Origin of the sequence: Parashewanella curva (assembly GCF_003675895.1) — a bacterium.
GTDB lineage: Bacteria > Pseudomonadota > Gammaproteobacteria > Enterobacterales > Shewanellaceae > Parashewanella > Parashewanella curva.
Genome location: NZ_ML014778.1, coordinates 26,232 through 53,167 on the forward strand (window position 1 = coordinate 26,232; position 26,936 = coordinate 53,167).

22 protein-coding genes and 1 pseudogene are annotated in these 26,936 nt (G+C 40.5%); 16 read left to right on the forward strand and 7 right to left on the reverse strand.

Annotated features, from left to right (window positions below; genetic code table 11):
- Positions 1-9 precede the first annotated feature (9 nt).
- The 3 genes from pta (at position 10) to D5018_RS10935 (ending at position 2,787) form a co-directional block, all read left to right on the forward strand.
- Positions 10-1,023: a phosphate acetyltransferase gene (pta, locus tag D5018_RS10925; protein WP_121839044.1), complete on the forward strand. Its 1,014-nt coding sequence runs from the start codon at positions 10-12 to the stop codon at positions 1,021-1,023.
- The gene (locus D5018_RS10930; RefSeq protein WP_121839045.1) at positions 1,020-1,781 is read left to right on the forward strand and encodes a sulfite exporter TauE/SafE family protein; all 762 of its coding nucleotides are present in this window, start codon (positions 1,020-1,022) and stop codon (positions 1,779-1,781) included. Before pta ends, D5018_RS10930 begins: the two co-directional genes overlap by 4 nt.
- A gap of 157 nt (positions 1,782-1,938) precedes the next feature.
- Complete coding sequence (locus D5018_RS10935) at positions 1,939-2,787, forward strand: hypothetical protein (RefSeq protein ID WP_121839046.1); 849 nt, start codon at positions 1,939-1,941, stop codon at positions 2,785-2,787.
- An 80-nt stretch (positions 2,788-2,867) separates the two neighbouring features.
- On the opposite strand, the gene D5018_RS10940 is transcribed toward D5018_RS10935, so the two are convergent.
- The 3 genes from D5018_RS10940 to D5018_RS10950 all read right to left on the reverse strand — a co-directional run bounded on the left by D5018_RS10940 (position 2,868) and on the right by D5018_RS10950 (position 6,459).
- Positions 2,868-3,668 carry a hypothetical protein gene (locus D5018_RS10940; protein ID WP_121839047.1) on the reverse strand — a complete coding sequence of 267 codons (801 nt, stop codon included), beginning with the start codon at positions 3,666-3,668 and terminating at the stop codon, positions 2,868-2,870.
- 71 nt (positions 3,669-3,739) lie between these two features.
- Complete coding sequence (locus D5018_RS10945; RefSeq protein WP_121839048.1) at positions 3,740-5,497, reverse strand: cobaltochelatase CobT-related protein; 1,758 nt, start codon at positions 5,495-5,497, stop codon at positions 3,740-3,742.
- Positions 5,494-6,459, reverse strand: a complete 966-nt coding sequence (locus tag D5018_RS10950) for an AAA family ATPase (RefSeq protein ID WP_121839049.1) — start codon at positions 6,457-6,459, stop codon at positions 5,494-5,496. Before D5018_RS10950 ends, D5018_RS10945 begins: the two co-directional genes overlap by 4 nt.
- Before the next feature lie 244 nt (positions 6,460-6,703).
- Here D5018_RS10950 and xsc point away from each other — a divergent pair, with 244 nt between their 5' ends.
- The 12 genes from xsc (at position 6,704) to D5018_RS11010 (ending at position 22,272) form a co-directional block, all read left to right on the forward strand.
- Positions 6,704-8,515, forward strand: a complete 1,812-nt coding sequence (gene xsc / locus D5018_RS10955; RefSeq protein ID WP_207819273.1) for a sulfoacetaldehyde acetyltransferase — start codon at positions 6,704-6,706, stop codon at positions 8,513-8,515.
- A 72-nt stretch (positions 8,516-8,587) separates the two neighbouring features.
- Positions 8,588-9,628 carry a YeiH family protein gene (locus D5018_RS10960; RefSeq protein ID WP_121839050.1) on the forward strand — a complete coding sequence of 347 codons (1,041 nt, stop codon included), beginning with the start codon at positions 8,588-8,590 and terminating at the stop codon, positions 9,626-9,628.
- A gap of 192 nt (positions 9,629-9,820) precedes the next feature.
- Positions 9,821-10,201 (forward strand): nuclear transport factor 2 family protein, encoded by a 381-nt coding sequence (locus D5018_RS10965; protein ID WP_121839051.1) that lies wholly within the window; start codon positions 9,821-9,823, stop codon positions 10,199-10,201.
- Positions 10,202-10,280: 79 nt separating this feature from the next.
- The gene (locus D5018_RS10970; RefSeq protein ID WP_121839052.1) at positions 10,281-11,720 is read left to right on the forward strand and encodes an NAD(P)/FAD-dependent oxidoreductase; all 1,440 of its coding nucleotides are present in this window, start codon (positions 10,281-10,283) and stop codon (positions 11,718-11,720) included.
- A 437-nt stretch (positions 11,721-12,157) separates the two neighbouring features.
- A complete protein-coding gene (locus D5018_RS10975) occupies positions 12,158-13,162 on the forward strand; it encodes a TRAP transporter substrate-binding protein (protein ID WP_121839053.1) in 1,005 nt (334 codons plus the stop codon).
- Between the two features lie 352 nt (positions 13,163-13,514).
- Positions 13,515-14,078, forward strand: a complete 564-nt coding sequence (locus D5018_RS10980) for a TRAP transporter small permease (protein ID WP_121839054.1) — start codon at positions 13,515-13,517, stop codon at positions 14,076-14,078.
- Complete coding sequence (locus D5018_RS10985; RefSeq protein WP_121839055.1) at positions 14,078-15,418, forward strand: TRAP transporter large permease; 1,341 nt, start codon at positions 14,078-14,080, stop codon at positions 15,416-15,418. The genes D5018_RS10980 and D5018_RS10985 overlap by 1 nt, the downstream gene beginning before the upstream one ends.
- Before the next feature lie 43 nt (positions 15,419-15,461).
- Entirely contained in the window at positions 15,462-16,343 is an 882-nt protein-coding gene (locus tag D5018_RS10990) for a cache domain-containing protein (RefSeq protein WP_121839056.1), read from the forward strand.
- 472 nt (positions 16,344-16,815) lie between these two features.
- Positions 16,816-17,913 carry a porin gene (locus D5018_RS10995; RefSeq protein ID WP_121839057.1) on the forward strand — a complete coding sequence of 366 codons (1,098 nt, stop codon included), beginning with the start codon at positions 16,816-16,818 and terminating at the stop codon, positions 17,911-17,913.
- 165 nt (positions 17,914-18,078) lie between these two features.
- Complete coding sequence (locus tag D5018_RS11000) at positions 18,079-18,915, forward strand: MBL fold metallo-hydrolase (RefSeq protein WP_165905044.1); 837 nt, start codon at positions 18,079-18,081, stop codon at positions 18,913-18,915.
- An 80-nt stretch (positions 18,916-18,995) separates the two neighbouring features.
- Positions 18,996-20,780: a M61 family metallopeptidase gene (locus D5018_RS11005; protein ID WP_121839059.1), complete on the forward strand. Its 1,785-nt coding sequence runs from the start codon at positions 18,996-18,998 to the stop codon at positions 20,778-20,780.
- A gap of 292 nt (positions 20,781-21,072) precedes the next feature.
- A complete protein-coding gene (locus D5018_RS11010; protein ID WP_121839060.1) occupies positions 21,073-22,272 on the forward strand; it encodes an alpha/beta hydrolase-fold protein in 1,200 nt (399 codons plus the stop codon).
- Positions 22,273-22,578: 306 nt separating this feature from the next.
- Here the strand turns inward: D5018_RS11010 and D5018_RS11020 are convergent, their stop codons facing one another.
- On the reverse strand, positions 22,579-24,069 hold the full coding sequence (locus D5018_RS11020) for a cobyric acid synthase (protein ID WP_243637425.1): 1,491 nt from the start codon (positions 24,067-24,069) through the stop codon (positions 22,579-22,581).
- A 96-nt stretch (positions 24,070-24,165) separates the two neighbouring features.
- Positions 24,166-24,567: a hypothetical protein gene (locus D5018_RS11025; RefSeq protein ID WP_121839062.1), complete on the reverse strand. Its 402-nt coding sequence runs from the start codon at positions 24,565-24,567 to the stop codon at positions 24,166-24,168.
- A gap of 185 nt (positions 24,568-24,752) precedes the next feature.
- Between D5018_RS11025 and D5018_RS11030 the strand changes: the two genes are divergently transcribed.
- A complete protein-coding gene (locus D5018_RS11030; protein WP_121839063.1) occupies positions 24,753-25,085 on the forward strand; it encodes a hypothetical protein in 333 nt (110 codons plus the stop codon).
- A 130-nt stretch (positions 25,086-25,215) separates the two neighbouring features.
- Here the strand turns inward: D5018_RS11030 and D5018_RS11035 are convergent, their stop codons facing one another.
- Together D5018_RS11035 and xylA are read right to left on the reverse strand one after the other, a co-directional pair.
- The gene (locus tag D5018_RS11035) at positions 25,216-25,545 is read right to left on the reverse strand and encodes a hypothetical protein (protein WP_121839064.1); all 330 of its coding nucleotides are present in this window, start codon (positions 25,543-25,545) and stop codon (positions 25,216-25,218) included.
- 51 nt (positions 25,546-25,596) lie between these two features.
- Positions 25,597-26,917 (reverse strand): annotated as a pseudogene (gene xylA, locus D5018_RS11040) (xylose isomerase).
- Positions 26,918-26,936: the final 19 nt, after the last annotated feature.

The window sequence follows — 26,936 nt, forward strand, 5'->3', positions numbered from 1 at the left end:
AGAAGTATTATGAAAGTCATGGATCTGATCATACATAAAGCCAAACAGTCACCTCGAACCATTGTTCTGTGCGAAAGTGATGATGAGCGTATTATCCAAGCTGCAATAAAAGCAAGTGAAGATGGCATTGCCAATATTATCTTAGTGGGTAATCTCAAAACGGTTTCTCAATTACTTTTGAAACACCAACAAAATGGCAGTAACGATGAGTGCCAAATAGAAATAATGGATCCAAATTCGTCTCCATTAATCGGCCAGCTAGCTCAAGCGCTATTTGACAAGCGCAAACACAAAGGCATGACGCTAGAGCGTGCTCAAAAAGAAGTATTAAAGCCACTTTGTTTTGCCAATATGCTGGTAGAGCATGGCATTGCTGAAGGCTCTGTAGCGGGTGCCGTATACAGTACAGCCGATGTTGTCCGTAGTGCAATTCAAATTATTGGAACCTGCCCAAGCTCAAAAATTGTATCTAGCTTCTTTTTAATGGTCATGTGTCAGCCTTTTCACACCTTTAAAGGTGGGATGATTTTCTCTGACTGTGGTCTGGTCATTGACCCTAATGCAGAAGAACTGGCCGACATAGCCATGGCTGCTTCAAAAAATGCACAAGCATTATTGGGTAAAGAACCAAAAGTCGCCATGCTGTCATTTTCCACAAATGGCAGTGCTAAACATTCAGCGGTAGATAAAGTGGTTCAAGCTTCAAGGATCGTAAAAGAAGTCATGCCAGAACTTGCCATTGATGAAGACGTACAACTCGATGCAGCGTTAGTGGCTGATATCGCCAAAGTTAAAAAGCCTGACTCAAAGGTAAAAGGAGAATCCAATGTATTAATTTTCCCTAACTTAGAAGCTGGAAATATTGCTTATAAAATGGCAGAAAGAATGGCACAGGCAACAGCCGTTGGCCCGCTTTTGCAAGGTCTAGCTAAGCCAGCGAATGACTTATCCCGAGGTTGTAACGCAGACGACGTTTACAATGTGATTGCTGTTACTGTCGTTCAGGCTCAGTCTGCAACATGATAACTACTTTCATTTTGCTATTGCTGATCATCGTTATCGGCACTTATTTTCAAACGGCTACGGGATTTGGGTTAGGGATTATTGTTACGGGTTTAGCTACGGCTTTAGGGCTTGCAGAGCTTAGTTTTATCGCAGCTGTTGTGAGCCTTGTAACTCTAGTGAACTGCTTAACGATTGTTCCAAAATCTTTGTATAGTATCGATTGGAAAATCGCTATTTTTGCTGGTTTGGCAATCATTCCCGGAGTCATTCTTGGTGTTCAACTGCTTTCGTATTTGAGTGATTCTGCAACAGCGATGTTGCAAGCTTTACTTGGTTTGATGATCATTATTAGTGGCATCAGCTCGATCAGCCAAGTATCACACAATCAAGACAAACCTCGTGGCCATATATCCACATTTTCGATTGCTGGTTTTGCATCAGGTTTTACAGGTGGCTTATTCGGTATGGCTGGACCACCTTTAGTTTTCCACTTCTATCGACAACCTTTTTCTATTGTCTCTATACGCAATCTACTACTGCTTTTATTTGCTTGCTCCTCAGCAAGCCGTAGTCTGTTTTTGTGGAGCCAAGATCTGCTCACTACTGACATATTGTTGCTCTCTGCATTAGCGATTCCTTTGGTATCGATTACAACAATGGTTGCAATGAAATACCCCATACCTCTAAAGCCGCAAGCTATGAAAAAAGTGGTATTTGTATTATTAATGGTATTAGGCGGTTATTTAGTGACTAAATCTTTAGTGACTTTTAGCTAAGTCACTAATTTCTATAGCTTGCATCTTATAAAAATTTCGTATGAATTAACCGAAAATTAACCTTCTCTCATAGTTACAGACAAGTAGGCTTAGTTGATCTATTTTCATATGACTTGAAATGCTTTTTTAGTTATGTGTGCAAACGAGAAGGTTAAATATGGCGAGCAGTAATGGTTATATCGGGCCAAACGGCTACCCTGAACAATCTTATGATTACCAATGGCAGTATGTGGGTTCATCACAGAGTCGTGGGTATCAAAGGTATCCCGAATACCAAAGACAGCCACATGATTATAATAACCAATATGGCTATTCAACGGACGATTATAGAGCCAGAGATCAGCATTCTCCATATCCTCTAACTCAATCACAATATGAACCCAATGATTCAGAAGAAATTTTCGGTTCAAAAAGCAATCACCCATGCAACTATGCGGAGCGTTACTATTATCTACGCCCTGGAGATTATGAGCATTTTACAACTGGAAGTAAACATAGCTTTTTTGTTCGGCACCAGTTAAGGTTCTCTTCTCTCGAAACAAAAATAGCGATTACTGAGTTTTTTGACTCTATGGCTTATCTAGACGATATCGCAGAAAGTCATACAAAAGAGTTTTCAGATAAAATCTATGGTATTTACAGTCAATTGCAGCTACAAAAACCATGGTTTGCAATGGTTTTAAGGGGATTTACGCCCAATGCCCGACAAGTTATTCGAAAAATAAAGAAGGAGCATGAAGAATTGAATTTTAGTACCCCTTGTCCACATAATGGACATACAACCCGTAGTAGACCTAATAGTCAAGAACATCAAACAACTCGGTTGCTTGTTAATTTAGCTCCACAACTTGAGCCGGAAACTCCGTTTCAACAAGCAAACGAAACAGGGCAATTTTTACCTGTTCAAGAAACCAGACAGTTAGCACATGTAAAGCAAGCTGACGGCAAGCCTATCCCAGCTCCGAGAAAAAAATTTATGAGCAACAAGATACCAGCCAATTCCTAATGTACATTTTTTGAAAATGAATACTATAAAGTAGTCGTTTGAGGTTAATAAGTGATTCCACAAATAGTCAGGATTGAAACTTAAATATTTCGATATAAATTGAGCGATCGTAACTTCTGTATTTTTTTTTCGTTTTTCACCAAGCCATGATATAAGGCGTTAATATATTGCTCAAATCGTTCACTATTTGTTTTAGAGGTCAATGAAGGTTCAGACCAAAACCTTTCAATGATATAGACCAACTTGTCTTCAGAACATTCTCTATCTACACCAGACACAAAACTTAAGTTAAAACCTAATTCCAAGCTAATATCCTTCCAGCATCCCTCATCATCACTTGAGCAGCTCAAAATATTAGTTATGATTTCAGCTTTCACAGAAAGGGGCATCTTAAAAAATTTCGGATTGGGGGTTAAGCTCTTTTTCAAATGAAAAGCCACAATATCACTATCTACCTGAACTAATGGGAAATTTTGCGAAGCTCTTTGAAGGCTGTACCTTTTACCATAGCCTCTTGTTTGAGTCGTTCTTTTATCTTGGCTAGAAGCAAAAGACAGCTGTAGGGCTGAAACATATCCCGGATCTATTCTGCGAATAATAGTGATTAGCTTTTGCTCGGTAGCATCAGTAGCCAATACCCATTGTTTTAATAATGCTAATAGGAAGCTTGATTCTGGTGAAGTTTGTGATTCCTTTACAATATCGTCTCGGAGACTCCAATCAACGTCAAACACTTCAAACCATCGAGTCTTCGAAACTGAAGGCTCTATCTTTTGTAGCACTTGATATACTTTTTGAGCATCAAGTGCTTTAAAATCAAATGAGTATTGACCACACAAAGCATCGTAGCGCGGTGAATTCATACCATAAGCGGCTGCCATAAATAATGTTCTTCAATCAAAACCTTAGTATCTCAAGCAAACACTAAAAAATCATTTGAACTAAAACAAAATTAATCTCTGGAAAACCTATCAACTAATTGTTTAAGCATCATAAAATCAAATTTACTTTGAATGTCAATGGCCATATTTTTCTCATAATATGGACTTAAATCTACCCCAACGCCAAGTCCTAACATCTCAATGCCAACTTGATACTGTTGAGCTATAACCGCTTTCAAATGATTATCTAAATAAAATTTATCATTAGCTTGATTAGTAGCGGTATCCATTGGGCAGCCATCAGACAGCACCACCAATATTTTTCGCGTTGTATCGATGTTTAATAATCGTTGACTCGCCCATTCAATGGCTTCGCCATCGATACCTTCTTTGTATAAATCGAGCTTTTGTAAACCGACGATGCCTAATCGCGCTTTTCTCCAGTTTTGTTCACTGTGCTTGAATATCATGTGACGAATTGAATTTAAACGCCCGGGGTTTTCAGGACTGCGCTGACGACGCCATTGTTTAAGCACTTGCCCGCCGTTCCATTCACCCGTGGTAAAACCAAGGACTTCCGTTTTTACTTCAGCGATATCAAACGCACGGGATAAAATATCCAGCAACAAAGTGATTTTCTTGGCGTGGGTTTTCATTGAGCCTGAGCAGTCCACTAAAAACGATACTGCGGTGTCGACTTTTGGTATTGGACAAGCTTGATAAAAGAGCGATGTTTCACTTGGCGAACATATCATTGAGTTTAAGCGTTTAGCATCAATATAACCTTCTTCTAGTTCTGTCTGCCGACCTTCCAACACTGTTTGATTAAGTTTCGCGGTGATGTATCTAGCTAAACTTCTAACATTAATTTTTTGACTGAGAATTTTGTCATCCAATTGCTGGCGATATTCTTTAAGGAGCTCTTCTCGAATGAGCTTTTCTGGATAAACCGATTTATCAAACTCGGTGGTAAACACCTTATATTGATAACTGGCCGCTTCAAACACTTTACTGGTACCTGTTTCAGCTTTAGCTATTGCCTCAAGCGTTTCTGCTTCTAACTCCAGTAATATTGCAAAGCCTTTTACAACTTTTTGTTGTTGCTCATCGGTTTCTTCATTGCCTGATTCATCTTCGGCCATGGCTTCAATCAAGTGTGCAATTTCTAAAGCATGTTGAGCATAATCAGCTTGATTTGAAAATGACCATCTCATTGCATTTAACGGCTTGCCGACTTTGCCAGAGAGCGTAAATCGAGTGTGCTCAATAAGGTGTTCCGTTTCTTCTGAAACAGCAATTCCTAATAACCTTGCACGACTCATTTGAGCCAAAGTATATAAAAGAATACCTAAACTGGACTCGGTTAACCCTGATGAATGAAAACAATGACTCCATTGTTCAAATAAATGGTTGATGTTGGACTTCATGCCTTTGTGAGCATCAGAAATCAAACATTCCACACGTAACTGCTCCAACATCTCAAATACCAAGCCAGATATTGAAGCTTTTGGTTTTAGTTTAAGATGCAAGCTTAAGTCTGAATATTGTAAACGAAGTGCAAGAGCATCAATTCGTCCACGATATTCCAGCCTTAATCTTTCTGCATCTGGCTCAGGGAAGATCTCTGAAATAGATGATAGCCATTGCTGTTGGGTGTGTGGAGCATAAAACGGTAACCTAGCAGTACCTTTATACAAGTTGCCTTGCTGGTACTTATAGCCAACTTGACCTTTTGAAGTAGAATTGAGATCGCTAGCAAAACTACTGATCAAAGCTGACGCTAACGAATCCCTTGCTTGTTGCTCAGAAGCGCTTATTGGCTCATTCATATTGCTAACTCATTAACTAATTCTTTATCAAAGCAACGTTGGAAATATTCTGCGACTAACGTCCTTTCTTCCTCTTGGCACTTATTTAAAAATGACAATTTGAACGAAAGTTCAAGGTCACCAAATATCTGGTAATTTTCAGCCCAAGTGATGACAGTTCTCGGTGACATCACTGTCGACATTTCTCCTGTCACAAATCCTTTTCGAGTAAAGGTTGCCAACGAAACCATACCTTCTACGATGTCTTTATTCACTTCAACTTGCGCTAAAACCATATTGGTTTCATCTTCTTCAGGCAGATAATTTAAAGTAGCAATGATATTCCAGCGGTCAATTTGTGCGTGGTTTAATACTTGTACGCCACGATAAAGCCCTGAGAAATCCCCTTGTCCTACTGTATTAGCTGTAGCGAATAGTCGAAAATCGGCATGAGGTGAAATCACTTTGTTTTTATCTAACAGGGTTAACTTTCCATCTCGCTCTAACACTCGCTGGATCACAAACATCACATCAGGTCGCCCTGCATCGTATTCATCAAAAATCAGTGCGACTGGACGCTGCAGTGACCAAGGCAAGATCCCTTCTTGAAACTCAGTAACCTGCTTTCCTTCTTTTAGCGTTACCGTATCTTTACCTATCAAATCTAAACGGCTGATGTTTCCATCAAGGTTGACTCGAAGACATGGCCAGTTTAAACGAGCTGCGATCTGCTCAATATGAGTAGACTTACCCGTACCATGCATCCCTTGCAACATCACGCGTCGATTATGTTCAAATCCAGCTAATATCGCCAAGGTCACTTCTTTATTAAATTGATAGTTTGGATCAATTTTTGGAACATAATCATTCGATTCTTCAAATGCGGTTACCATCATATTTGATGAAATATTGAAAACATCTCGAACAGATACTCTTTTTTTAGATGAAGTTTGAATTGATACTTCATTAGAAAACTCACCCATCAGCCACAACCTCTTATCTTATTGTTTTAGTTAACTTAAAACCGCTAAACAACACTTATTCTTTTTCTTATTTCAAGCTGTAAATTTATCACAAATATCACAATTTAAAACAAAATGTATCATTTTTTTAACTTTTTGTTTGACATGATAACTGAATCTCAATAACTTATTTGCATATCAATTAGTGGAACTTTTTATTCCACAAATGCTTCACCAGATATCACTCATACAAGGAATTAGCATTATGAGCAATGTAAATGACCGATCTTATGTACAAGGTCCCGCTAAGATGACCCCATCTGAAGCCTTCGTAGAAACTATGGTGGCCAACGATGTAACCAATATTTTCGGCATTATGGGATCTGCGTTTATGGATGCCATGGATATTTTCGCACCAGCTGGCATTCGTCTAATCCCAGTGGTACATGAGCAAGGTGCTGGCCATATGGCAGACGGCTACTCTCGTGTTTCTGGCACTCATGGTGTTGTGATTGGACAAAACGGCCCAGGTATTAGTAACTGTGTTACTGCAATCGCAGCGGCTTATTGGGCGCACAGCCCTGTTGTTATTGTTACTCCAGAAACTGGCACAACGACTATGGGTCTTGGTGGTTTCCAAGAGTGTAACCAGTTACCAATGTTCCAAGAATTCACTAAGTACCAAGGCCACGTAACCCACCCAGGTCGTATGGCTGAATATACGGGTCGCTGTTTTGACCGTGCATTAAGTGAAATGGGCCCTACTCAGCTAAACATTCCACGTGATTACTTCTACGGTGAAAGTGTATGTGAAATCCCGAAACCTTCTCGTCTAGACCGTGGTGCAGGTGGTGAGCAAAGCCTAAATGAAGCAGCTGACCTACTTGCTGAAGCTAAATTCCCAGTGATCATCTCTGGTGGCGGCGTGGTCATGGCTGACGCAGTAGAAGAATGTAAAGCACTTGCTGAGCGTCTAAATGCACCTGTTGTAAACAGCTACCTTCACAACGACTCGTTCCCTGCAAGCCATGAGCTTTGGTGTGGCCCATTAGGCTATCAAGGTTCTAAGGCGGCAATGAAACTGATCGCTCAAGCGGACGTTGTCGTTGCACTTGGTTCTCGCTTAGGCCCATTTGGTACGCTTCCACAACATGGTATGGATTACTGGCCAAAAGACGCAAAAATTATTCAAATTGATGCTGATAACAAGATGCTTGGTCTTGTTAAGAAAATCTCTGTGGGTATTTGTGGTGATGCAAAAGCGGCTGCTGTTGCACTAACTGAGCGTTTATCTGGTCGTACTCTAGCTTGTGACTCAACCGTTGCAGAACGTAAAGATAAAGTAGCGACTGAAAAAGCGGCTTGGGAAAAAGAACTGGATGAGTGGACGCACGAAAAAGATGCATTCAGCTTAGACATGATCAAAGAAAACGCAGAAGAAACACCATTCTCGGGTGGTGAATACCTGCACCCTCGTCAAGTTTTACGTGAGCTTGAAAAAGCAATGCCTGAAGACGTAATGGTATCAACGGACATCGGTAACATTAACTCTATCGCAAACAGCTACCTTCGCTTTGAAAAACCACGTTCATTCTTCGCAGCGATGAGCTTTGGTAACTGTGGATACGCTTTCCCAACCATTATTGGTGCCAAAGTTGCTGCACCTCATCGTCCAGCGATTTCTTATGCGGGTGACGGTGCTTGGGGCATGAGCTTAATGGAAACCATGACTTGTGTTCGTCATGACATCCCAGTAACGGCTGTTGTATTCCACAACCGTCAATGGGGCGCAGAGAAGAAGAACCAAGTAGATTTCTATGACCGTCGCTTCGTAGCAGGTGAGCTTGATAACCAAAGCTTTGCTGAAATTGCACGTGCAATGGGTGCAGAAGGTATCACAGTTGACCGTCTAGAAGATGTTGGCCCAGCGCTAAAGAAAGCGGTTGATATGCAAATGAACGAAGGAAAAACCACCATTATCGAAATCATGTGTACTCGTGAACTTGGTGACCCATTCCGTCGTGATGCGCTATCTACACCAGTACGTCACTTGGATAAATATAAAGATTTCGTCTAACTCCCGACGACGTTAAAAGCCTGACTCACTGTTGAGTCAGGCGCTATTTTCCAACTTGAGGTATCAGCAACAATGAGTACAAAACAATTACAAAAACCACTCTTCGATTTCAGTTCAATTCAGCTGATCCTTCCCGGCTTTATTCTTTGCTGTGTGATTGCTGCAGCAGCAAGTTTTGTTTCTAACCAATACGGTGGCCCTAAGTTTCTTTACGCGCTACTTATTGGTATTTCATTCCACTTCTTAGTCGACAACCCAAAATGCGTAAAAGGCATCGAAATATGCGCTAAAAAATTGGTTCGTGTTGGTGTTGCACTATTAGGTGTTCGTATTGCTATTAGCGATATCAGCGATCTTGGTTTACTTGGCGTTGTCGCCTTAGCTGGCGGTGTAGTGCTAACCATCAGCTTTAGTATGCTACTTTCCCGAATTCTTAAACTGCCTTACATGCTGGGTTTATTAGCCGGTGGGGCAACAGGTATTTGCGGCATTTCTGCTGCGATGGCAGTGTCTTCAACATTGCCACAAAACGAAGATAACGAAAAATATACCTTATTAACCGCAATCGGTGTTGCCGCATTCTCAACAGCAGCCATGGTGTTATACCCGCTTATTGTTGGCACTTTTAATCTTTCAGTTTCAGAAGCAGGTTTATTCTTAGGTGGCTCCATTCACGACGTAGCTCAAGTGGTTGGTGCTGGCTACATCATTTCACCTGAAGTTGGTGATGCCGCAACGTTAGCGAAAATGTTCCGCGTTGCCATGTTAATGCCAGTGATCATGTTTCTAGTGGTTGCCCTTCGAAGCGAACGCGAAAAGTTCGATGGCAAAGAAGGGAAGCGCCAACCACTAATCCCATTTTTCTTAGTGATGTTTGCGGTATTCATCATTATCAACCAGTTCGGCTTTATCCCTGAAGCAGCGGTAACTCAAATTTCTCAGCTGTCTTCATGGTGTCTAGTTATCTCAATTGCGGCCCTTGGCGTTAAGACCTCATTTGAAAAATTAATTGGTTTGGGTTGGAAGCCTATCGCCCTACTGTTTAGTAACACCATTTTCATCGCTTTATACATGTTAACAATGGTTTATCTAAGTCGTGTGATTAACGCTTAAAAGTACAAAAACATCAAACATATGTTTGAAACAGCACAGTATGTAAGCAACAGAACAAATTATTGAAATAAATTGCTTTAAAAAATTGCTAGGGTTTAACAAATGAGATACAAGTTAGTTTCATTTTGTTAAACAGATGGAAGTCGGTTCAATCATTGAACTGCATAACAATAATAATTAGGAGTCAACAAAATGAATAATCAAGTCACTACAGAGTTTTTAGATACCTTTTCTAAAGCTTGGAATGACCATGACATCGAAACACTAATGAGCTGCATGACTGATGACTGTGAGTTCCACGCTCCTGCCGGCCCTGAACTTCTAGGCGCTAGTTTCAAAGGCTATGACGACGTTAGAGCCGCATTCCAAATGGCATGGACTAATTTCCCTGATGCTCAATGGCTAAACGCTGAGCACACCATCATGGGTGATACTGCTATCACTGTTTCAACTTTCTGCGGCACTAATGCTGACGGCTCTCGTGTTGAAGCTCGTATGGTTGATGTATTCACTTTACGTGATGGCAAGATCTTAGTTAAGAATGCTTTCCGTAAAGCTCGCCCTGCTATCTAGTTATTGATCATGAGAGAGTATTCCGAATTCGGAGTACTCCCTTAGCAATTTTATTCAGTCAAATGAATTAAGGATGATTATGAGCATTAACGTAGAAGCAACAGGCTTAAATTTAAATCCTAACGCCGCAACTCGGGATCCTTATAACCCTCAATATGATCCCTTAGTACATACCACACCAGGGAAAGGGCAAGACTATGCCCCCACCTATTGGATTGGTACGGCAGGAGAAGCACCGGAAGATGATGGCCCTGTAATGGGTGATATGAGTGCAGACGTTGTTATTGTTGGGTCAGGATATACCGGTTTATGTGCTGCAATTTATTTGGCTGAACATTACGGTATTAAAGCAACGGTACTTGAAGCGAACCAAACAAGTTGGGGTTGTAGCACCCGTAATGGTGGTCAAGCTCAGTGTGCATCAGGTCGCCTAAAACGTTCTCAGTGGATTGAAAGATGGGGTGAAGAAACAGCCCTAAAAATGCATCAAGAATGTCTTGATGGCATGCAAACTTTCAAAGATTTGATCAAAGATATTGACTGCGAACCACAGTTTGGTGGTCACCTCTATATTGCTCATCGCGATAAGATCATGCCTACCCTTGAGAAAGAAGCAAAGCTGCTAAGAACCAAGTTTAACTATGATGCACAAATTTTAGATACTGACACAGTTAAAAATCTATACGTTGGCGATGCTGAAGCCGCAGGTGCAATGCATGAACCTGAAGGCATTGGTATTCACGCTGGTAAATTGGCTTTTGGTTATTTGAAAAAAGCACGTGCGCTTGGTGTGAAAGTTCATACCTCAAGCCCCGTATTAGGCATTGAGTCCCGAAATGGCAAACATTACCTAAGAACACCAAAAGGAACGGTTGAAGCACGTTCAGTTGGTTTAGCGACGGGTGGTTATACATCACAAAACTTACACGCTCAGACTAAAAACCGTCTGCTTCCTGTTCTATCAAATTCAATCGTTACTCGCCCACTTACTCAAGATGAGCTTGACGCCTGTAATTTCAAGACCACTCGAGTGCTTACCGATACTCGCGTTCTACGTCATTACTATCGCCTGCTTCCTGATAATCGTGTGCAAATTGGTAGCCGAAGTGCCATTAGTGGTCGACATGCACCTAAGGGTAAGTATCAACAATTCCTTGAGAACGATTTAGCTAAAAAATTTCCTGCTCTGAATGGTATCGACATCGACTATTCATGGTGGGGATGGGTTGACGTCAGTCATGACATGATGCCCCGAATTTATCGTCCAGATCCTAAACAAACGATTTACTACGCAATGGGATACGGCGGTAATGGCGTGATGTATTCAGCACAAGCTGGAAAACGTCTCGCACAATGGATTGCTGGTGAAGAAACACAACTGGATTTACCGATTTTCCAGTCCAAGTTGCCTTTTCCAAATGTCCGTGAAGTTGTTGAATCCGAAGTTTTTGCCCCTTTCAGACGTATTGGGCAGCGATTTTTGTACAACTGGTATCACCTCAAAGATGAGGTTTTGTAATTGGTATTCCAATTAACAAGATGCAAATGAAATATCTGTAAACGTATTCCAGTCAGATTAATTGCGTAAATTGAGAACAGTATTTGGCGAGCGGTATCTAGATTTCAAATGCTTAGGGGAAACGAAGTTAATCAAAGGGTGTGTTGAACTTTCAGGATTAAATTTTGTGCTGTTTGAGCACCTTTCTGTTCAAGGCACGAGCAGTGAAGCTTAGTCATCTAAGTAAACTGCTCGTAACACAGAACAGGAAGTGCTCAAAAGCATCGGAGACAGCGTAAATTGGTCACTTTTTCTGCGTTATCGTTTGTTTATGTGGGGCAACCACACTTCACAAACTCTGCCTTGTAAAAGATAACCAATTTATCGCTGCAAAACTAATCTCGAAAGTTCAACACACCCTAATAATGGAATTATAAATATAACAAGAGGATACACCTATGAAATTTGTAAAACGCATCGTTCTACCATTTATTACTAGTATCAGTCTGCTCTCTGCGCCTGCTGCTTTAGCAAAAGATTATAAAATGGCATTGGGGGATGCCGCAGGAGGAACACAGTGGGAACTAGGCACAAAGTTTGCTGAACTGCTAGATGAAAAATCTAAAGGCAAGCTTAAAGTAAACTTATTCCCTAATGGTCAGCTTGGTAACGAGCAAGATACTGTCAATAACGCGTCACTGGGTTTATTGGATTTTTCAGTTCTTGCAATTAACAATGTTACTCCATTCTCGCCTACTGTTGGCCTGTTAACCATGCCATACGTGATTTTGAGCCCTGAAGAAGCAAAATCATTGACTCAAGGCAAGATTGGTGAAGAGCTTGTAAAGAATACCGTTCGTGATGCCAATGTACGTATTGTTGGTTGGGCTTACTCAGGTTTCCGCGTACTAACCAACTCAAAGCGTCCAATTAAGTCTCTTAAAGATCTTAAAGGTCTTGTTATTCGTGTTCCTCGTAACGAAATCATGATGTCAACGTACCAAGCTTGGGGCGTAAACCCTACTCCTATGGCTTGGTCTGAAACCTTTACAGGTCTTCAGCTTGGTGTTGTTGATGGTCAAGACAACCCATACATCACTATCGATGCTATGAAGTTTAATGAAGTTCAGAAGTACGTGACTAACATTCGTTATATCTTCTCTATCGAGCCCCTCATCGTGAGTGAGTCTGTATTCCAATCTCAAAAGCCTGAAGTTCAAGCGATGATCCTTGAAGCCGGTAAAGAAGCTACCGAGCACAGCTATAAGTTTCTGCTTGAGTCGGAAGAGAAAATCAAACGCTCTCTTATCGCAAAAGGTATGGAAATTCACACGCCGGTTAACGCTGAGAAAGAATGGATTGACCTAGCGAAGAAAAAAGTGTGGCCTAAGTTTTATGACAGCATTGGCGGTAAAGCTAAGCTGGATGAAGCGCTAGCGACTCTTGGTCGTAAGGCTCACTAATCTCTGCATATAGGGATTCATCTCATTGAATCCCTTTTTTTTATTTTGAGGCGAACGCGATTAATTCATATCTAACGGCATATCAATTATTCGCGTCGATGATACCAATCACACAAATTAAGTTGCTTTAGGTTTTATACCATTCACATTAATTAACTGTGTTTATAGAGGAGTCTTAGCAAAGAAAATACAAGGCGCGATGACGAATCATAGCAGTAGCTATGGTGAGGAATTGAAACGATGTAGTTTCAATGCTAAGGCTCAATCTAAGGCATAGTTAATTGATACGAATGGTATTCGTCCTAAGTTAATTGGTTTGATTGGTAATAGATGTTTGATTAAGGACAAGAATATGTCTATTAAGCGTTCATTGATAAAGCATATAAATAACGTTGAAGAGTATTTATGCGCATTATTATTGGCCCTTTTTGTGTTGTTATTATTCGTGCAAATTGTTTTACGCCAATTATTTCAATATTCATTACCTTGGGGTGATGAAGTCGCAACTTATATGTTTGTTTGGTTTGCTTACTTAGGCGCTGTTGTCGCCGCAAAAATGTCAGCCCATAACCGTGTAACGTTTCACTTTAGTTTCTTTCCTCCGGTAGTAAAAACCGTCAGTGAGACCATTGCGGATTTACTTTGGTTGGTATTTAACGCTTTCTTTGTTTATTTAAGTTACGACTTTGTATTCAACAAGATGAATCTATTTTGGAAGTCCCAGACCACAGGGATCCCAATGAAATACTTCTACATGATCCTTCCTATCGCTTTCACTCTGATGTCTATCCGTATTTTATGGAATCTATATCTCAGATTATTTAAAGGTGTAGATGTGATAGACCCAGAAACCGAAGAATTAAAAAACAATTCTAAAAACAACTCTCAACAAAAGATTCAAGGCGAGGTGTCGTAATGGAAGCCTATCTTACTCTTATTCTTTTTGGCGGCTTTATTTTAATGCTAATTTTAGGCGCGCCAATTACCGTTTCATTAGCTGGCGCCGCCATGGTGTCTTATCTGGTATTAGATAAAAACCCAATTGCGCTAGTTCAAATCGCGTTTACCTCTGTCGGAAACTTCCCACTAATGGCTCTGCCCGCTTTCGTTCTTGCTGGAGCATTAATGGAAGCCGCTGGAATATCAAAACGACTCGTTGATATTGCTGAGCACCTTGCTGGCCCTATCACGGGTGGTTTAGGTGCAGCGACAATCATCGCCTGTGTATTCTTTGGTTCGATTTCAGGCTCTGGCCCTGCAACTACCGCAGCTGTTGGTATGTTGATGATCCCTGCAATGGTAAAGCGTCAATATGACCGCAACTATGCATCAGCGGTTACTGCTGCATCTGGTGGCTTAGGCATTTTGATCCCACCGTCAATTCCGTTGGTTATTTTTGGTATTTCATCAATGGGCTTAAAGCCACCTGCAGAAGCGATTGCACTGCATGGTCAATTTGCCAGTGTTTCTATCCCTAAGCTGTTTGTTGCGAGTGTCATTCCTGGACTGATCATCGCTGGTAGTTTGATCACCATGAACTATTTCATCTCTAAAAAGAATGGCTACAAAGGCTTAACCGACACATGGTCGTTCTCTGATATCGGCACTGTGATGAAACGAGGTGTGTGGTCACTTCTTGCGCCAATTCTTATTCTTGGCGGTATTTACTCAGGTATCTTCACCCCAACTGAATCAGCCATTATTGCCGTATTCTACTCATTGGTTGTTGGATTCTTTATCCATAAAGAAATGAACATCAAGCAACTGTTTAAGTCACTTTCCACCACTACTTGGATCACTGGTCGCGTACTGCTTATTTTATTTGCAGCCACCGTATTCGGTCGTCTATTAGTAGAACAACGCATTCCTGCAATGATTACAGAAAACCTGCTTAGCATGACCGACAGCATGCACCTAATTTGGTTACTGATGATCGGTTTCCTTATTTTCGTAGGCATGTTCATGGAAACCCTTGCTGCCATTATGATCATCGTTCCTGTTTTATTGCCAATCATGTACATGCTGGGTGCTGATCCAACCCATGTGGGTATAGTGGTTGTGGCTGTTCTGTCTATTGGCTTTGCAACACCACCTTTGGGCGAAAATATCTTTGTTGCCTCGGGTATCGGTGGTTCCAGTGTTGAGCAAATTACTTCAAGAATCCATCCGTTTGTCATTGCTTCAGTTATTGGAGTCATCATCATCGCCTTCTTCCCTCAGTTGACCTTATGGTTGCCGTCGTTAGTAGGTTATTAGGTGGGATTTCAGGCATGGTTCATTTTCAATTTAGGAGTGTGGTATGAACAATAAAATAAAAGAAAGTCTATTCATTGCTGGCTTAACTTTAAGCGTGCCTGTTGCCGCTGATGCCGTAAATAAGGAGCAACAAATGTTAGCGACTCATATAGAAACCCATGAAGAACTCAGAGCGAAGAAATTACTTAATTCAGCGGTTGAACACCTAATAAAGAATGGTGCCACTGCGGTTAAAGATTTCAACAACAAAGAAGAGTTCATAGATAACGAGCTATATGTTTTTTCTTTAACCCTAGATGGCAAGTTTCTAGCTAGCGGCGGTTCGTCATTAGTGCTTGTTGGTGACACGGTATTAGATACCTTTGATATGTACGGCAAGTACTTCTTCAGAGAAATGGTACAAAAAGCCAAGCGTGATGGTGGTGGTGATGTTGAGTATCACTGGCATAATCCCACTGACCGTGTTGCTTCACCGAAAAGAACCCTATTCAAAAGAGTTGGAGACATTATTGTCGCTGTTGGATATTACCCTGTCAGAGCTAATGCTTTTCAAGCCAAAACATTATTAGATAAAGCCACTGTTGAATTAAAAGAAAACGTGAAACAAGCCTTATTTAAGTTTAATAATTTAGATGGCCAATATGTTGATGGTGATTTGTATATCTTTGTAGTTGATACCGATTCTAAAGAATATTTAGCTCATGCTATTAGCCGCAGTTTCGTGGGTCAAACCTATGAAGATGCATTAGATGATTCTGGTGAAGCCGCTATATCTAAAATGCTTGATGTCGTAAAAGAAAAGCCTGAGGGTGAAATTGATTACATTTGGATTAATCCAATCACCAACCGTAAAGAAACCAAACATACTTATTTTCGTTTAGTGGACCATTATTTATTAGGGGTCGGGTTTTATAAACCTAATTAATAAATATAAGTAATACCAAGTGCTGAAATTAATTTCAGCACTAGAAATTATGGAGGATAAATCACACGGATTAATTAATAAGTCGAAAAGTTTTTAACAAAAATCAATTAAACAAAATGATTAACGACTCTATTCTTACTTCTTTTCAATAAAGAGGTTAAAGGTTCGCTGTGTCTGAGTTATTAATCGAATACTCGTGATACTTGAGGATGCAACTTTCAGGGCTTTTTCAGCGTTGCATTTTTCAAGGCGCGAAAATGAAGAACTAGCGGGCTAATTCAAAGTTTCGCAACAAAGAAAAATCAAGGCTGAAAAGCCCACGAAGTGCGAGTTTAATTGCTATTTACACTGCGTTACTTACCCTTGAAATAGAATTCTATTCCTGCGGATAAGCGCCTTGTTTAAATAGCAATTAACTCTCGCTGAAATATTGCATCTTCAAGTATCACGAGTATAGAACAAGGATAATAAAATGATGAAAAAACGAATTACACTTCCACTGTCTCTGACAGCACTGAGCCTAGCCGCTATGGGGTTCTCAACTTCTGCTTTAGCAGATCATTCTCATAGTCACACTCTCGAAAAGAAGATTGAAACATTAAATAAACGTATTGAGCAATTAGAAGGCAAAAAGTCAGCGTCTAAATTTAAAAATACCAAATTCACTTTATACGGTACGGTTCGCCCGACACTTCAATATAAAGCCGACAACAGTAAAGGTGATAAAGATTGGGATTTAGGCGATGCCCTTTCTCATATGGGTGTATCGGCAGAAACTGACTTATTTGATGGTTGGACAGCAATCGCCAAAGGCGAATGGAGTATCGATCTTTCCAACAATGGTGATTTTGGCAAAGCTCGACAAGTATACGCTGGCGTAGCAACTCCTTTCGGTACTTTTGCTTTTGGTAAGCAGCGCCCCGCTGAGTATACTTTGATTGCAGAATATTTGGATATTTTCAACCACGCTTCAAGCCCATTTGCGTTTGATAGCAATGGCCCATTCTTCGTAAATAACTTTGCAACTTATAAGCTAGTTGCTAATGACTTTACGATTATGGCCGCCGCTCAAGTTGATGGTGATAAAGATACTCACCTGATCAACACTGGTGTGGGTTACGATACTGATAACCTACATATTGGTGTGGCTTACCTAAACCAAAATGACAGTACCAATGCGAATGGTACTGAAGTGATGGGTGATAAGAAAACCATGGCTGCAACCGTAGCTTATACCTTTGGAAACGGTCTTTATTTAGCAGCGAGTTATGCTGATATTGACTATGAGTTTGATGTAAAAGGTTATGATAGAAGTGGCGGCACCTTGGATACAGCTTTAGCTTATCCTCTAAATGACGAGTACAAAATCAAATTAGGTTACTTTGATTTCGATGATGGTAAAAAAGATCCATCAAGCCAAAACTACACAGGTTACAACACGACTCTAGAGTGGAACCCTGCGAATAACGTTAGGCTTCACCTTGAGTATCTAACAAGAGATTACGACAACCTAGGTGATGATAAAATTCTTGCCCTTGGTGTTCGTTATGACTTTAAACTTACTTGGTAAACAAGGTCTGATTTCTAGTTAATCCCCCTTGAGCGATAATCGAAAGATATCGCTCTTTTTATTTGTTTGGATCTCAACATGTATAAGAATTTAAAAAGCTTAGCTGTCTTAATCTCCTTCTCCCTATTATCAGCCCAATCAATAGCAGCCTCTCAATGCGATAATATGAAAGTACAAACACTCGGTGCAGGTGGTCCTGAAGTCTCGGATGGTTTAGCGTCTGCTTCATTCCTTGTTTGGATAAATGACAAAGCTAAAGTCATGGTAGATGCAGGTGGTGGCAGCTCACTTAATTTTGAAAAATCAGGTGCCAAATTTTTTGACTTAGATGTCATGTTATTTACACATTTGCACGTTGATCATAGCGCAGCTTTACCTATTTATATAAAAGCCGGATATTTCACAAATCGCAGCCAAGCACTTAATATTTATGGCCCAACTTCTTCTGGAGACTTTCCAAGCACGACAACTTGGATAAAAGGACTATTCGATAATAAACCTGCCCGTGTTTATTCCTACTTAAACGACAACATCAATCAGAAAAAATCAACGCAGTTTCTTGTTAAGCCTCATAATATTCAACCCAATAACAATGTTTGGACACAGAGCTTAAATAACGGAATCAAAATCTCAGCCATCAATGTCAATCACAACCCTGTGCCTGCCCTAGCTTGGCGAGTCGACTACAAACAGTGCTCTGTAACCTTTAGCGGCGATATGAGTGGCACCAGTGACAATTTACCCAAACTTGCCTATAAAACCGATTTACTTGTGGCTAATAATGCCATTCCACAAGATGCAGGCCGAATTGCAAAACGCTTGCACATGACACCAGAAACTATCGGAACACTGGCTAATCAAGCTAAAGCAAAACAAGTCGCTCTTGCTCACTTTATGAACCGAACAATTAATAGAAAAGATGAGTCGGTTTCGATTATTAAAAAGGAGTATTCTGGTAACGTTTCTTTGGTGAAGGAACTTGAGTTTATTGAAGTTAAGTAAAGATAATCTATGCTCAATATCTTAACTTACGCTGTTGCTTGATATACTCAGAACAATCAAAATAAAACCGTGAGACATCAATGATCCATTACCGAATAATCGCATCCGATCCAAAAGCCCATTTATTTTCAGTCGAAATGACCCTTAACCAGCCTAAACCAAAGCAGCAACTTTGCTTACCAAGTTGGTTACCCGGCAGTTATATGGTAAGAGATTTTTGCCGTAATATCATTGGCATCAACGCCAAAGACTCTAATGGAAATATTGTCGAACTGGAACAATTCGATAAACAAACTTGGCAAGTTCGAGGTGAGCCAGAACAACTCATTATTAGCTACCAAGTTTATGCATGGGATTTATCGGTTCGCAGCGCTCACCTTGATACCACTCATGGTTTCTTTAACGGTAGTAGTGTATTCCTTGCTGCTAAAGGTTTTGATAATTCTAAGCATACGGTACAAATCGACAAACCTTTTAGTGATGAATTAAAAAGCTGGCGCCTTGCTACCAGCATGACGCGCACATCAGGCGAACACTTTGCGTTTGGTTCATTCAGTGCTGAAAACTACGATGAACTTATCGACCACCCTGTTGAAATGGGCGATTTTACTTCAACCACTTTTGAAGCCAATGGCATTCCTCACGACATTGTTTTAACAGGAAAGCACAGCGCTGATTTAGAGCGATTAAAAGTCGACTTAAAAGCCATTTGTGAGTACCAACTTAACTTATTTGGTGCTCCTGCGCCGTTTGAACGCTACTTATTTTTAACCACAGTGTTAGGCAATGGCTTTGGCGGATTGGAACACAGAGCGTCTACCGCCTTGGTATGTTCTCGCAGCGACTTGCCATATCAAGGCATGGACAAAATGAATAAAGGCTATCGTACTTATTTGTCTCTTTGCAGCCACGAATACTTCCACAATTGGAACGTAAAGCGCATTAAACCTGCGGAATTTACCCCATATCAATTAGATCAAGAAAGCTACACTCGTCAGCTTTGGGCTTATGAAGGCATCACATCGTATTACGATGACTACCTCACCTATCGATCAGGTTGTGTCGATAAAAGCACTTACCTTGAGATGTTCAGCGAAACTTTTACCCGAGTTTATCGAGGCCAAGGTCGCTTTATTCAAACGCTAAAAGATTCAAGCTTTAATGCGTGGACCAAGTTCTATAAGCAAGATGAAAATGCAGCGAATGCGATCGTCAGTTACTACACCAAAGGTGCACTATTTGCTTTGTTTTTGGATTTAACCATTCGTAAAGAAACCGACAACAAGCACTCCCTCGAAGACATTATGCGTCAGCTTTGGCAGCAGTTTGGTGTGACTCAGCAAGGTACATTAGAAAACAGCCACCAGCAATTAGTTGAACAACTGCTAAACCGAGATTGCAGTGATATTTTTGCTTATTTAGATTCCACTGACGACATTCCTTTAGCGCCTTTACTGGACCAATTTGGCATTGAATTAAAAGTCAGAGCGGCTAATGGTTCAAAAGACACAGGCGGTGGTGACGTTCAAGGCGATAAAGTTGACTTCGGCGCCAGGGTGAAAGCCGAAGCCTTCGGCTTAAAAGTATTAGCAGTTGCTAATAACAGTGCTGCCCACCAAGCAGGTTTGAGTGCTGGAGATTTGTTAATAGCTGCTGATGGCCTTCAAGTTAATGGTGAATTTGAAAACCTACTACAACAGCAAGTGATTGGGTTAGAAATAGAGCTACATTGGTTTAGGCGTGATGAACTCATGACTGGAGTTTTACCCATTCAAGCAGCACGATTGGATACGGTTTCTTTGCTGATAAGTGATGAAGCTAAGGCTAAATTGTGGTTAAACCTAAAAACATCAGTTGAACGCTAAGCTAGGTATTAACCTGATAAGAGATAAATAGTTTTTTGTTGGTTCACCCATTAGGTGAACCGCTTCACGCTCACAGGCTTGCTAAAATTGCCCCTAACGGCGTTGAAGCTTTTGCAAGTAGCACAACTACTTGCTACAATTTTCGCTTTGTTATCAACAATTTAATCTAAGCCTGAGAACGTGCCCAACTGATATTTTTAGGTTGTATAAATAGCAGACCTTCGTACAAAATATAGACTTCCCTTTATTCACCTGATACCGTTTAACAATCAGAAAAATAAAGGGATTTCTTATGCGCTTTTTCATACTGTTAATACTGATTTTTACAACGACAACTGCCTCTGCCGCTCAAAAAATATCCATTGGAGAAACATTCACACTCCACTCCAAAATCATTGGCGAAGACAGACCCTTATCAGTATTTATTCCCAAGGGTGTAGAGAAAAATGAATCCCTTTACGTCATCTACTTACTCGATAGCCAACATCACTTTCATACCGTAACGGGAATAGTGCAATCCTTAGTGGATTATGATCAAATTCCAAAGACGATGGTCGTTGGCGTTGAAACCACGAATCGTCCGCGTGATTACCTTCCTGCAATTAATGGCGAGCCTAAAACCCAATTTCAAAAATTTAAGCGTTCAAAATGGCCTGATGAAGGGCAAACTAATTTTATTAAATTTCTTAATGATGAATTATTTCCCTTTATTGATGACAAGTACCCAACCTACCCACACAGAACTCTGATAGGACACTCGAATGCTGGAACCTTCGCACTTTCTGCATTATTCAATCACCCTAATTTGTTCCAAAACTATTTAGCGATCAGTGCCAACGGTTGGTGGAGTTATGATGAAACGGTACATAACGCTAAATCTATGGCTGATAAAAACCGTAGCAACAAACGACTGTTTATCTCAGTAGCAGGTGAAGGGAGTACTTTCTATACAGGCACATTGAATTTGCTTTCTAATATGGAAACACACAAGCCTACGAATTTGGCTTGGCAATATAAACAATACCCTAACCACACTCATATGAGTGGTATTTTGCCGGCTGTTACAGATGGACTGACATTTTTGTATACAAACTACCAATTTGAAATCACGCCTGCGCTTGCTAAGTATTCAACGGTGTCAGCTCTTAAAGATTACTATGCTGATTTATCCAAACAGTATGGTTTTGCAGTTCCTGCTCCAGTCGGCACCTATGTAGACTTTGCTGAAGCACAACAAAACAATAAACGCTCTCAAGAAGCCATCATCACGCTAAAGCAGTTCGTTGCTGACTATCCCAAACATTCATACTCACATATGAAATTAGCTCAAGCTTATGCCTTATTAGATCAACATGAAAAGTCACTAAACAGCTATTTGCAAGGGCTGAAGGTGGCGAAAGAACAAAAGTTGAGTGCTGATATTATTGATGCCTTTCAAGATATGGTTGATAGAGCGCAGGCGAAATTAAACGCTAATGCCAAATCGCTATAAAAATACTTCTATCAACTTAGCTATGGAACAGGCTCATGCTGCTATTACCTATCAGGATCGGTTCATCTCGAAAATGTCGTCGATGCGAGCTTCAGATCAATGATCAAAAAGCTGCATGCCCTCACTGTCATCACCTTTCAGAAGATGAGGCAATGCAATTAAAAGCATTACTGAAACAGGAATCGAAAGTAGTCCATTCAGGGCTAAGGAAATGGTTTATTGTGATATTTATTTTGTCAGTACTTTTGGTGTTAGTGACTTTTATCTAAAACAAATTACCAACTCATGGAGCTTTTAATATGGGTATTAAGTGCTCATCACCTGATTAATCTTTTTCATATCACAATATTTTTCAATCGTATCGGCGATTCGATTCAGCTGTTGCTCGCGTATTTTCTCAATATTGAATTCGATATTTGAACTGAATCCAGCCCATTTAAGTATTGTCGCCAAAGCCTGAGGTTGATCAAAAAGCCCGTGAAGATAAGTACCAAGAATTTGTCCATCATTAGAAATAACACCATCCAATTGAGTATTATCAGCATCATTTAATTTAACCGCAGGTTGGCAGTTTTGAGTATAACTAGAAGCACCACAATGGATTTCATAGCCTGTTACTTCAACGGTTTTATCGCCCACCAGCAATTGACCTTTGACATTTTTAAGGTGCTTTTCAGGCTGAAGCTGAGTATCAATAGGCAAATAGCCTAAACCATCTACCTCGCCTTTTTGCGTTTCAATCTCATGAGGATCAGAAATACTTTCTCCTAACATTTGGTAACCACCACAAATACCAATCACTTTACCGCCATACCGCAAATGTTTTTGGATAGCGTCGTTCCATTTTGACGCTTTCAATGCTTGTAAGTCTTCAATGACATTTTTAGTTCCGGGGAAAATAATCACATCAGTGGGATAATCAGCAGGATCATCAGTCAGTCTCACATATTGAAACTCAACATCAGGATGTAATCGTAATGGTTCAAAGTCGGTATGATTGCTTATTCTTGGATAAACCAACACCACTACTTTTAGTTTTGTTTGAGTCTTAGTTATTGAATTTAGTGGAATGGCATCCTCGGCATCAAGATGAAGATCATTTAAGTAAGGTAAAATGCCAAGTACAGGTTTACCAGTCCTCTGTTCTAACCAATTTAGCCCAGATTGTAACAAGCTAATTTCACCACGAAAACGATTGATCACAAAGCCTTTGACTCTGGCTTGCTCTGATTTTGATAATAGTTCTAGCGTTCCAACTAAATGAGCAAACACGCCACCTTTATCAATATCAGCAATAATAATGACTGGGCAATCAGCGGCTTCCGCAAAACCCATATTGGCAATATCACCTTCTCGTAAATTGATTTCAGCAGGGCTACCTGCCCCTTCAATAATAATCGCATCGAATTCTTGCTGTAATCGTTCATATGAATCCAACACCGCTTCCATGGCTTTGGCTTTATACTGCAGCCCTTTTTTACCCCAAAAATCTTTCGCCTCTAACGTCGTTAACGCTTTACCTTGCACGATAACTTGAGCGGTTTTATCAGAGCTCGGTTTTAGAAGAATGGGGTTGAAATCAATACGAAGTGACTGATTAGCGGCTATAGCTTGCAACGCTTGGGCTCGACCTATCTCTCCACCATCGTCAGTCACCGCGCTATTGAGTGCCATATTCTGTGGTTTGAATGGCGCAACATTCACTTTTTGTCTCGCCAAAATTCGGCAAAGCCCTGCGACTAAGGTACTTTTACCTGCGTCCGATGTAGTTCCTTGTACCATTATGGCTTTAGACATAGAAATCGATTCCAAAAAAATCAGCTGGTGATAATACCAGCCCTTTTTTAAAGAGGAAATAGAGTTACGAATAATCGTTCTGTAGCGGAAATAGGATCATTTCACACTCTGAGTAAAATCATCTAACTCAGCCACAAGGTGCCCATTTTTTACTCGATAATTACAGGAATGAATATTTATCCATCCCGAACCCAGTGCTTCTTTCGCTTGCTGCTCTCTGAACTTAATTCGCTCATTGATAAATTGCATTAACGCATTTGCGGTAGTGTGTTGATTCACGCTAACATCTGGACTGTTTTCTCCTATTTTCCCCCTTATTACATATGTAGCCTTGAAGTCCCAAATAGCTACAGCGTAACTGTGAGTAAACCACCGAGCTTTAACTGTGAAAACATCAAGTGCCCACCTTCCTTCTTTCGAAGAAGCTTCAGCAAGTACCTTATCTATTTTGTTTCTTGTGCTTTCAGGTACGGATAAGTAGGCATTGTATTTAATCATGATTTGTTTTCTCAAAGCTGGGCCACTTGATTAACTTACTCTTTTTTTATCTATTTTATAATGGTCTAAAAAATATTTAATTTGTATTTAACCCCTACAATTATTAAGGTTGGTCAACCATTGTTGAAGGAGCGAAGTTTTATTTACCTTCAATATTCATCCTGTTTAATAGTTTGAGGCTAAGTATGTCTTTAGAAGAGGGAATTGGCGTAGGTTCACCTGCAGGTTTTCCAAACCCATGGGCTCATGCTGCACCAGAGACAGAAGCACTAATCGCTTCTTCAGATGGTAATAGCTATGGAGTAAATTCCCCAAGCCAAAATGCAACAACTTCATCAGTATCCGATTTTCATAATTCACCAAGTAAAACAAGTCCTACAAAGGCGTTAGCAAAGAAGGTGTGCTGTTATGCGGTAATAGGCCTCGCTTGTGCAGGGGTTGCTGTAGCTGGTGTTGGTACATTAGCAGTAATAGTTTTAGGTGTGGCAGAGTTCTTTGCGTTGCCCGACCATACATAGTTATAAGTATGGGTGGTCGTTAGTTCTGTATTGTGAACAGCTCACTTAGATGGCTAAGCCTCACTGCTCACGCCTTGAACAAAAAAGTACCCAGACAGCACAAAATTCAAGCATGATAGTTCAACAGGCTCTAAATACAAAATAGTGATCTTAGCTTACTCTTTCTAGAATCTATAGGATGCTCAGTAACCGTAAAGACTCGATCCCTCCGCTTTTCTTTAATATCTGAGATCGTAGACTCATTCAAAAATTTACTCAGGCTCGTATAAAGGTTCTCCTGCGGAGGTGTATGTAGCTTTGTTTTTCGTCGATACAAATAAGCATTTTTTTTTCTTCCTGTATTTAGCTTTATTCTTAGCTCTTGGAAGTCACGATCCTGTATATTGAAAAAGTTACAGCGAGTTACCCTTTGTTCTACATCACAAAAAACAATTGATATTTTGCCTGCATCTTCAACCATGACTCCTCTCCTTTTTCAATCAAGAAGACAATAATTCTGCCTAGGCTTAGGTCACTTAAACAAAAATCTATTCACTTGGCTTTCTAGCAATTCCTGCTGCCCTGAAGCTGGCCTTGGATTGATGTTGGTGTTTACTGCTTGTTTAGCTAGCGCTTCTAGTGATAAATCGCTTCTTAGAATTTTACTGCCTAAATCACCATTCCAACCTTGATAACGCTTAGCAACCGCATCGGCTAAAAAGTCGTTTTCAATCATATCTACCGCTTTTTCAAGTGATTTAGCTAAAGTGTCCATCGCTCCGATATGACCATGGAACATATCAGCATTATCAATGGATTGGCGGCGTAACTTAGTATCGAAATTGAATCCACCTGTAGTGAAGCCACCCGCTTTTAGGATCTCATAGATGACTAGACTATTTTCCTCTACAGAGTTGGGGAATTGATCGGTATCCCAGCCCAGTTGAGGATCGCCTCGGTTTGCATCAATGGAACCTAAAATGCCTAATGCGGTAGCTGTGGCCACTTCATGTAAAAAACTGTGACCTGATAGGGTTGCGTGATTGCCCTCTATGTTCACTTTGATTTCTTTTTCTAAACCGAATTGCTTTAAGAAACCATAGACGGTTGCAGTATCGTAATCATATTGATGCTTTGTACGCTCTTGTGGTTTAGGGTCAATTAATAAGGTGCCTTTAAAACCGATTTTATGCTTATGCTCGACCACCATTTGCATAAAGCGCCCGATTTGTTCACGTTCTTGACGTAAATCGGTATTAAGCAAGGTTTCATAACCTTCTCGACCACCCCACAACACGTAGTTTTCACCACCTAGACGCTGGGTGGCTCCCATAGCATTAAAGACTTGAGTCGCGGCACAGGCGAACACTTCTGGATCTGGATTGGTCGCAGCACCAGCCATATACCTTGGGTGCGAAAACGCATTAGCCGTCCCCCAAAGTAACTTTAATCCCGTTTCTGCTTGTTTTTGTTCCAGCACATCCACCATGTGTTGGAAGTTGTTCACATATTCCCTTAGGTTACTGCCTTCAGGGGCAATGTCGGTATCATGAAAGCAGTAGTAAGGAACTCCAAGCTTTGAGAAAAACTCAAATGCGGCATCGGCTTTTATTTTTGCTTTTACCATTGGGTCAGCACCGTTAAACCACTCTCTGTTTAACGTTGGAGCACCAAAAGGGTCATTACCTTGCCAACAGAAGTTATGCCAATAGCAGGCGGCAAAATCGTAGATGTTCAGCCATGGTTTTTCCATGGAGTATCTTGTTTGCATCATAAAACTTAAAAGATAAGGGGTTATTGGAATCTGCGCCCTCAAACTGAATCTTTTCTATACCATCAAAATAAGCTGCCATTACTTTTTGCCTTAACAAA

Coding starts and splice junctions, on each gene's coding strand:
- pta (WP_121839044.1), top strand. CDS start 10: ATGAAAGTCATGGATCTGATCATACATAAAGCCAAACAGTCACCTCGA.
- D5018_RS10930 (WP_121839045.1), top strand. CDS start 1,020: ATGATAACTACTTTCATTTTGCTATTGCTGATCATCGTTATCGGCACT.
- D5018_RS10935 (WP_121839046.1), top strand. CDS start 1,939: ATGGCGAGCAGTAATGGTTATATCGGGCCAAACGGCTACCCTGAACAA.
- D5018_RS10940 (WP_121839047.1), bottom strand. CDS start 3,668: ATGGCAGCCGCTTATGGTATGAATTCACCGCGCTACGATGCTTTGTGT.
- D5018_RS10945 (WP_121839048.1), bottom strand. CDS start 5,497: ATGAATGAGCCAATAAGCGCTTCTGAGCAACAAGCAAGGGATTCGTTA.
- D5018_RS10950 (WP_121839049.1), bottom strand. CDS start 6,459: ATGGGTGAGTTTTCTAATGAAGTATCAATTCAAACTTCATCTAAAAAA.
- xsc (WP_207819273.1), top strand. CDS start 6,704: ATGAGCAATGTAAATGACCGATCTTATGTACAAGGTCCCGCTAAGATG.
- D5018_RS10960 (WP_121839050.1), top strand. CDS start 8,588: ATGAGTACAAAACAATTACAAAAACCACTCTTCGATTTCAGTTCAATT.
- D5018_RS10965 (WP_121839051.1), top strand. CDS start 9,821: ATGAATAATCAAGTCACTACAGAGTTTTTAGATACCTTTTCTAAAGCT.
- D5018_RS10970 (WP_121839052.1), top strand. CDS start 10,281: ATGAGCATTAACGTAGAAGCAACAGGCTTAAATTTAAATCCTAACGCC.
- D5018_RS10975 (WP_121839053.1), top strand. CDS start 12,158: ATGAAATTTGTAAAACGCATCGTTCTACCATTTATTACTAGTATCAGT.
- D5018_RS10980 (WP_121839054.1), top strand. CDS start 13,515: ATGTCTATTAAGCGTTCATTGATAAAGCATATAAATAACGTTGAAGAG.
- D5018_RS10985 (WP_121839055.1), top strand. CDS start 14,078: ATGGAAGCCTATCTTACTCTTATTCTTTTTGGCGGCTTTATTTTAATG.
- D5018_RS10990 (WP_121839056.1), top strand. CDS start 15,462: ATGAACAATAAAATAAAAGAAAGTCTATTCATTGCTGGCTTAACTTTA.
- D5018_RS10995 (WP_121839057.1), top strand. CDS start 16,816: ATGATGAAAAAACGAATTACACTTCCACTGTCTCTGACAGCACTGAGC.
- D5018_RS11000 (WP_165905044.1), top strand. CDS start 18,079: ATGAAAGTACAAACACTCGGTGCAGGTGGTCCTGAAGTCTCGGATGGT.
- D5018_RS11005 (WP_121839059.1), top strand. CDS start 18,996: ATGATCCATTACCGAATAATCGCATCCGATCCAAAAGCCCATTTATTT.
- D5018_RS11010 (WP_121839060.1), top strand. CDS start 21,073: ATGCGCTTTTTCATACTGTTAATACTGATTTTTACAACGACAACTGCC.
- D5018_RS11020 (WP_243637425.1), bottom strand. CDS start 24,069: ATGTCTAAAGCCATAATGGTACAAGGAACTACATCGGACGCAGGTAAA.
- D5018_RS11025 (WP_121839062.1), bottom strand. CDS start 24,567: ATGATTAAATACAATGCCTACTTATCCGTACCTGAAAGCACAAGAAAC.
- D5018_RS11030 (WP_121839063.1), top strand. CDS start 24,753: ATGTCTTTAGAAGAGGGAATTGGCGTAGGTTCACCTGCAGGTTTTCCA.
- D5018_RS11035 (WP_121839064.1), bottom strand. CDS start 25,545: ATGGTTGAAGATGCAGGCAAAATATCAATTGTTTTTTGTGATGTAGAA.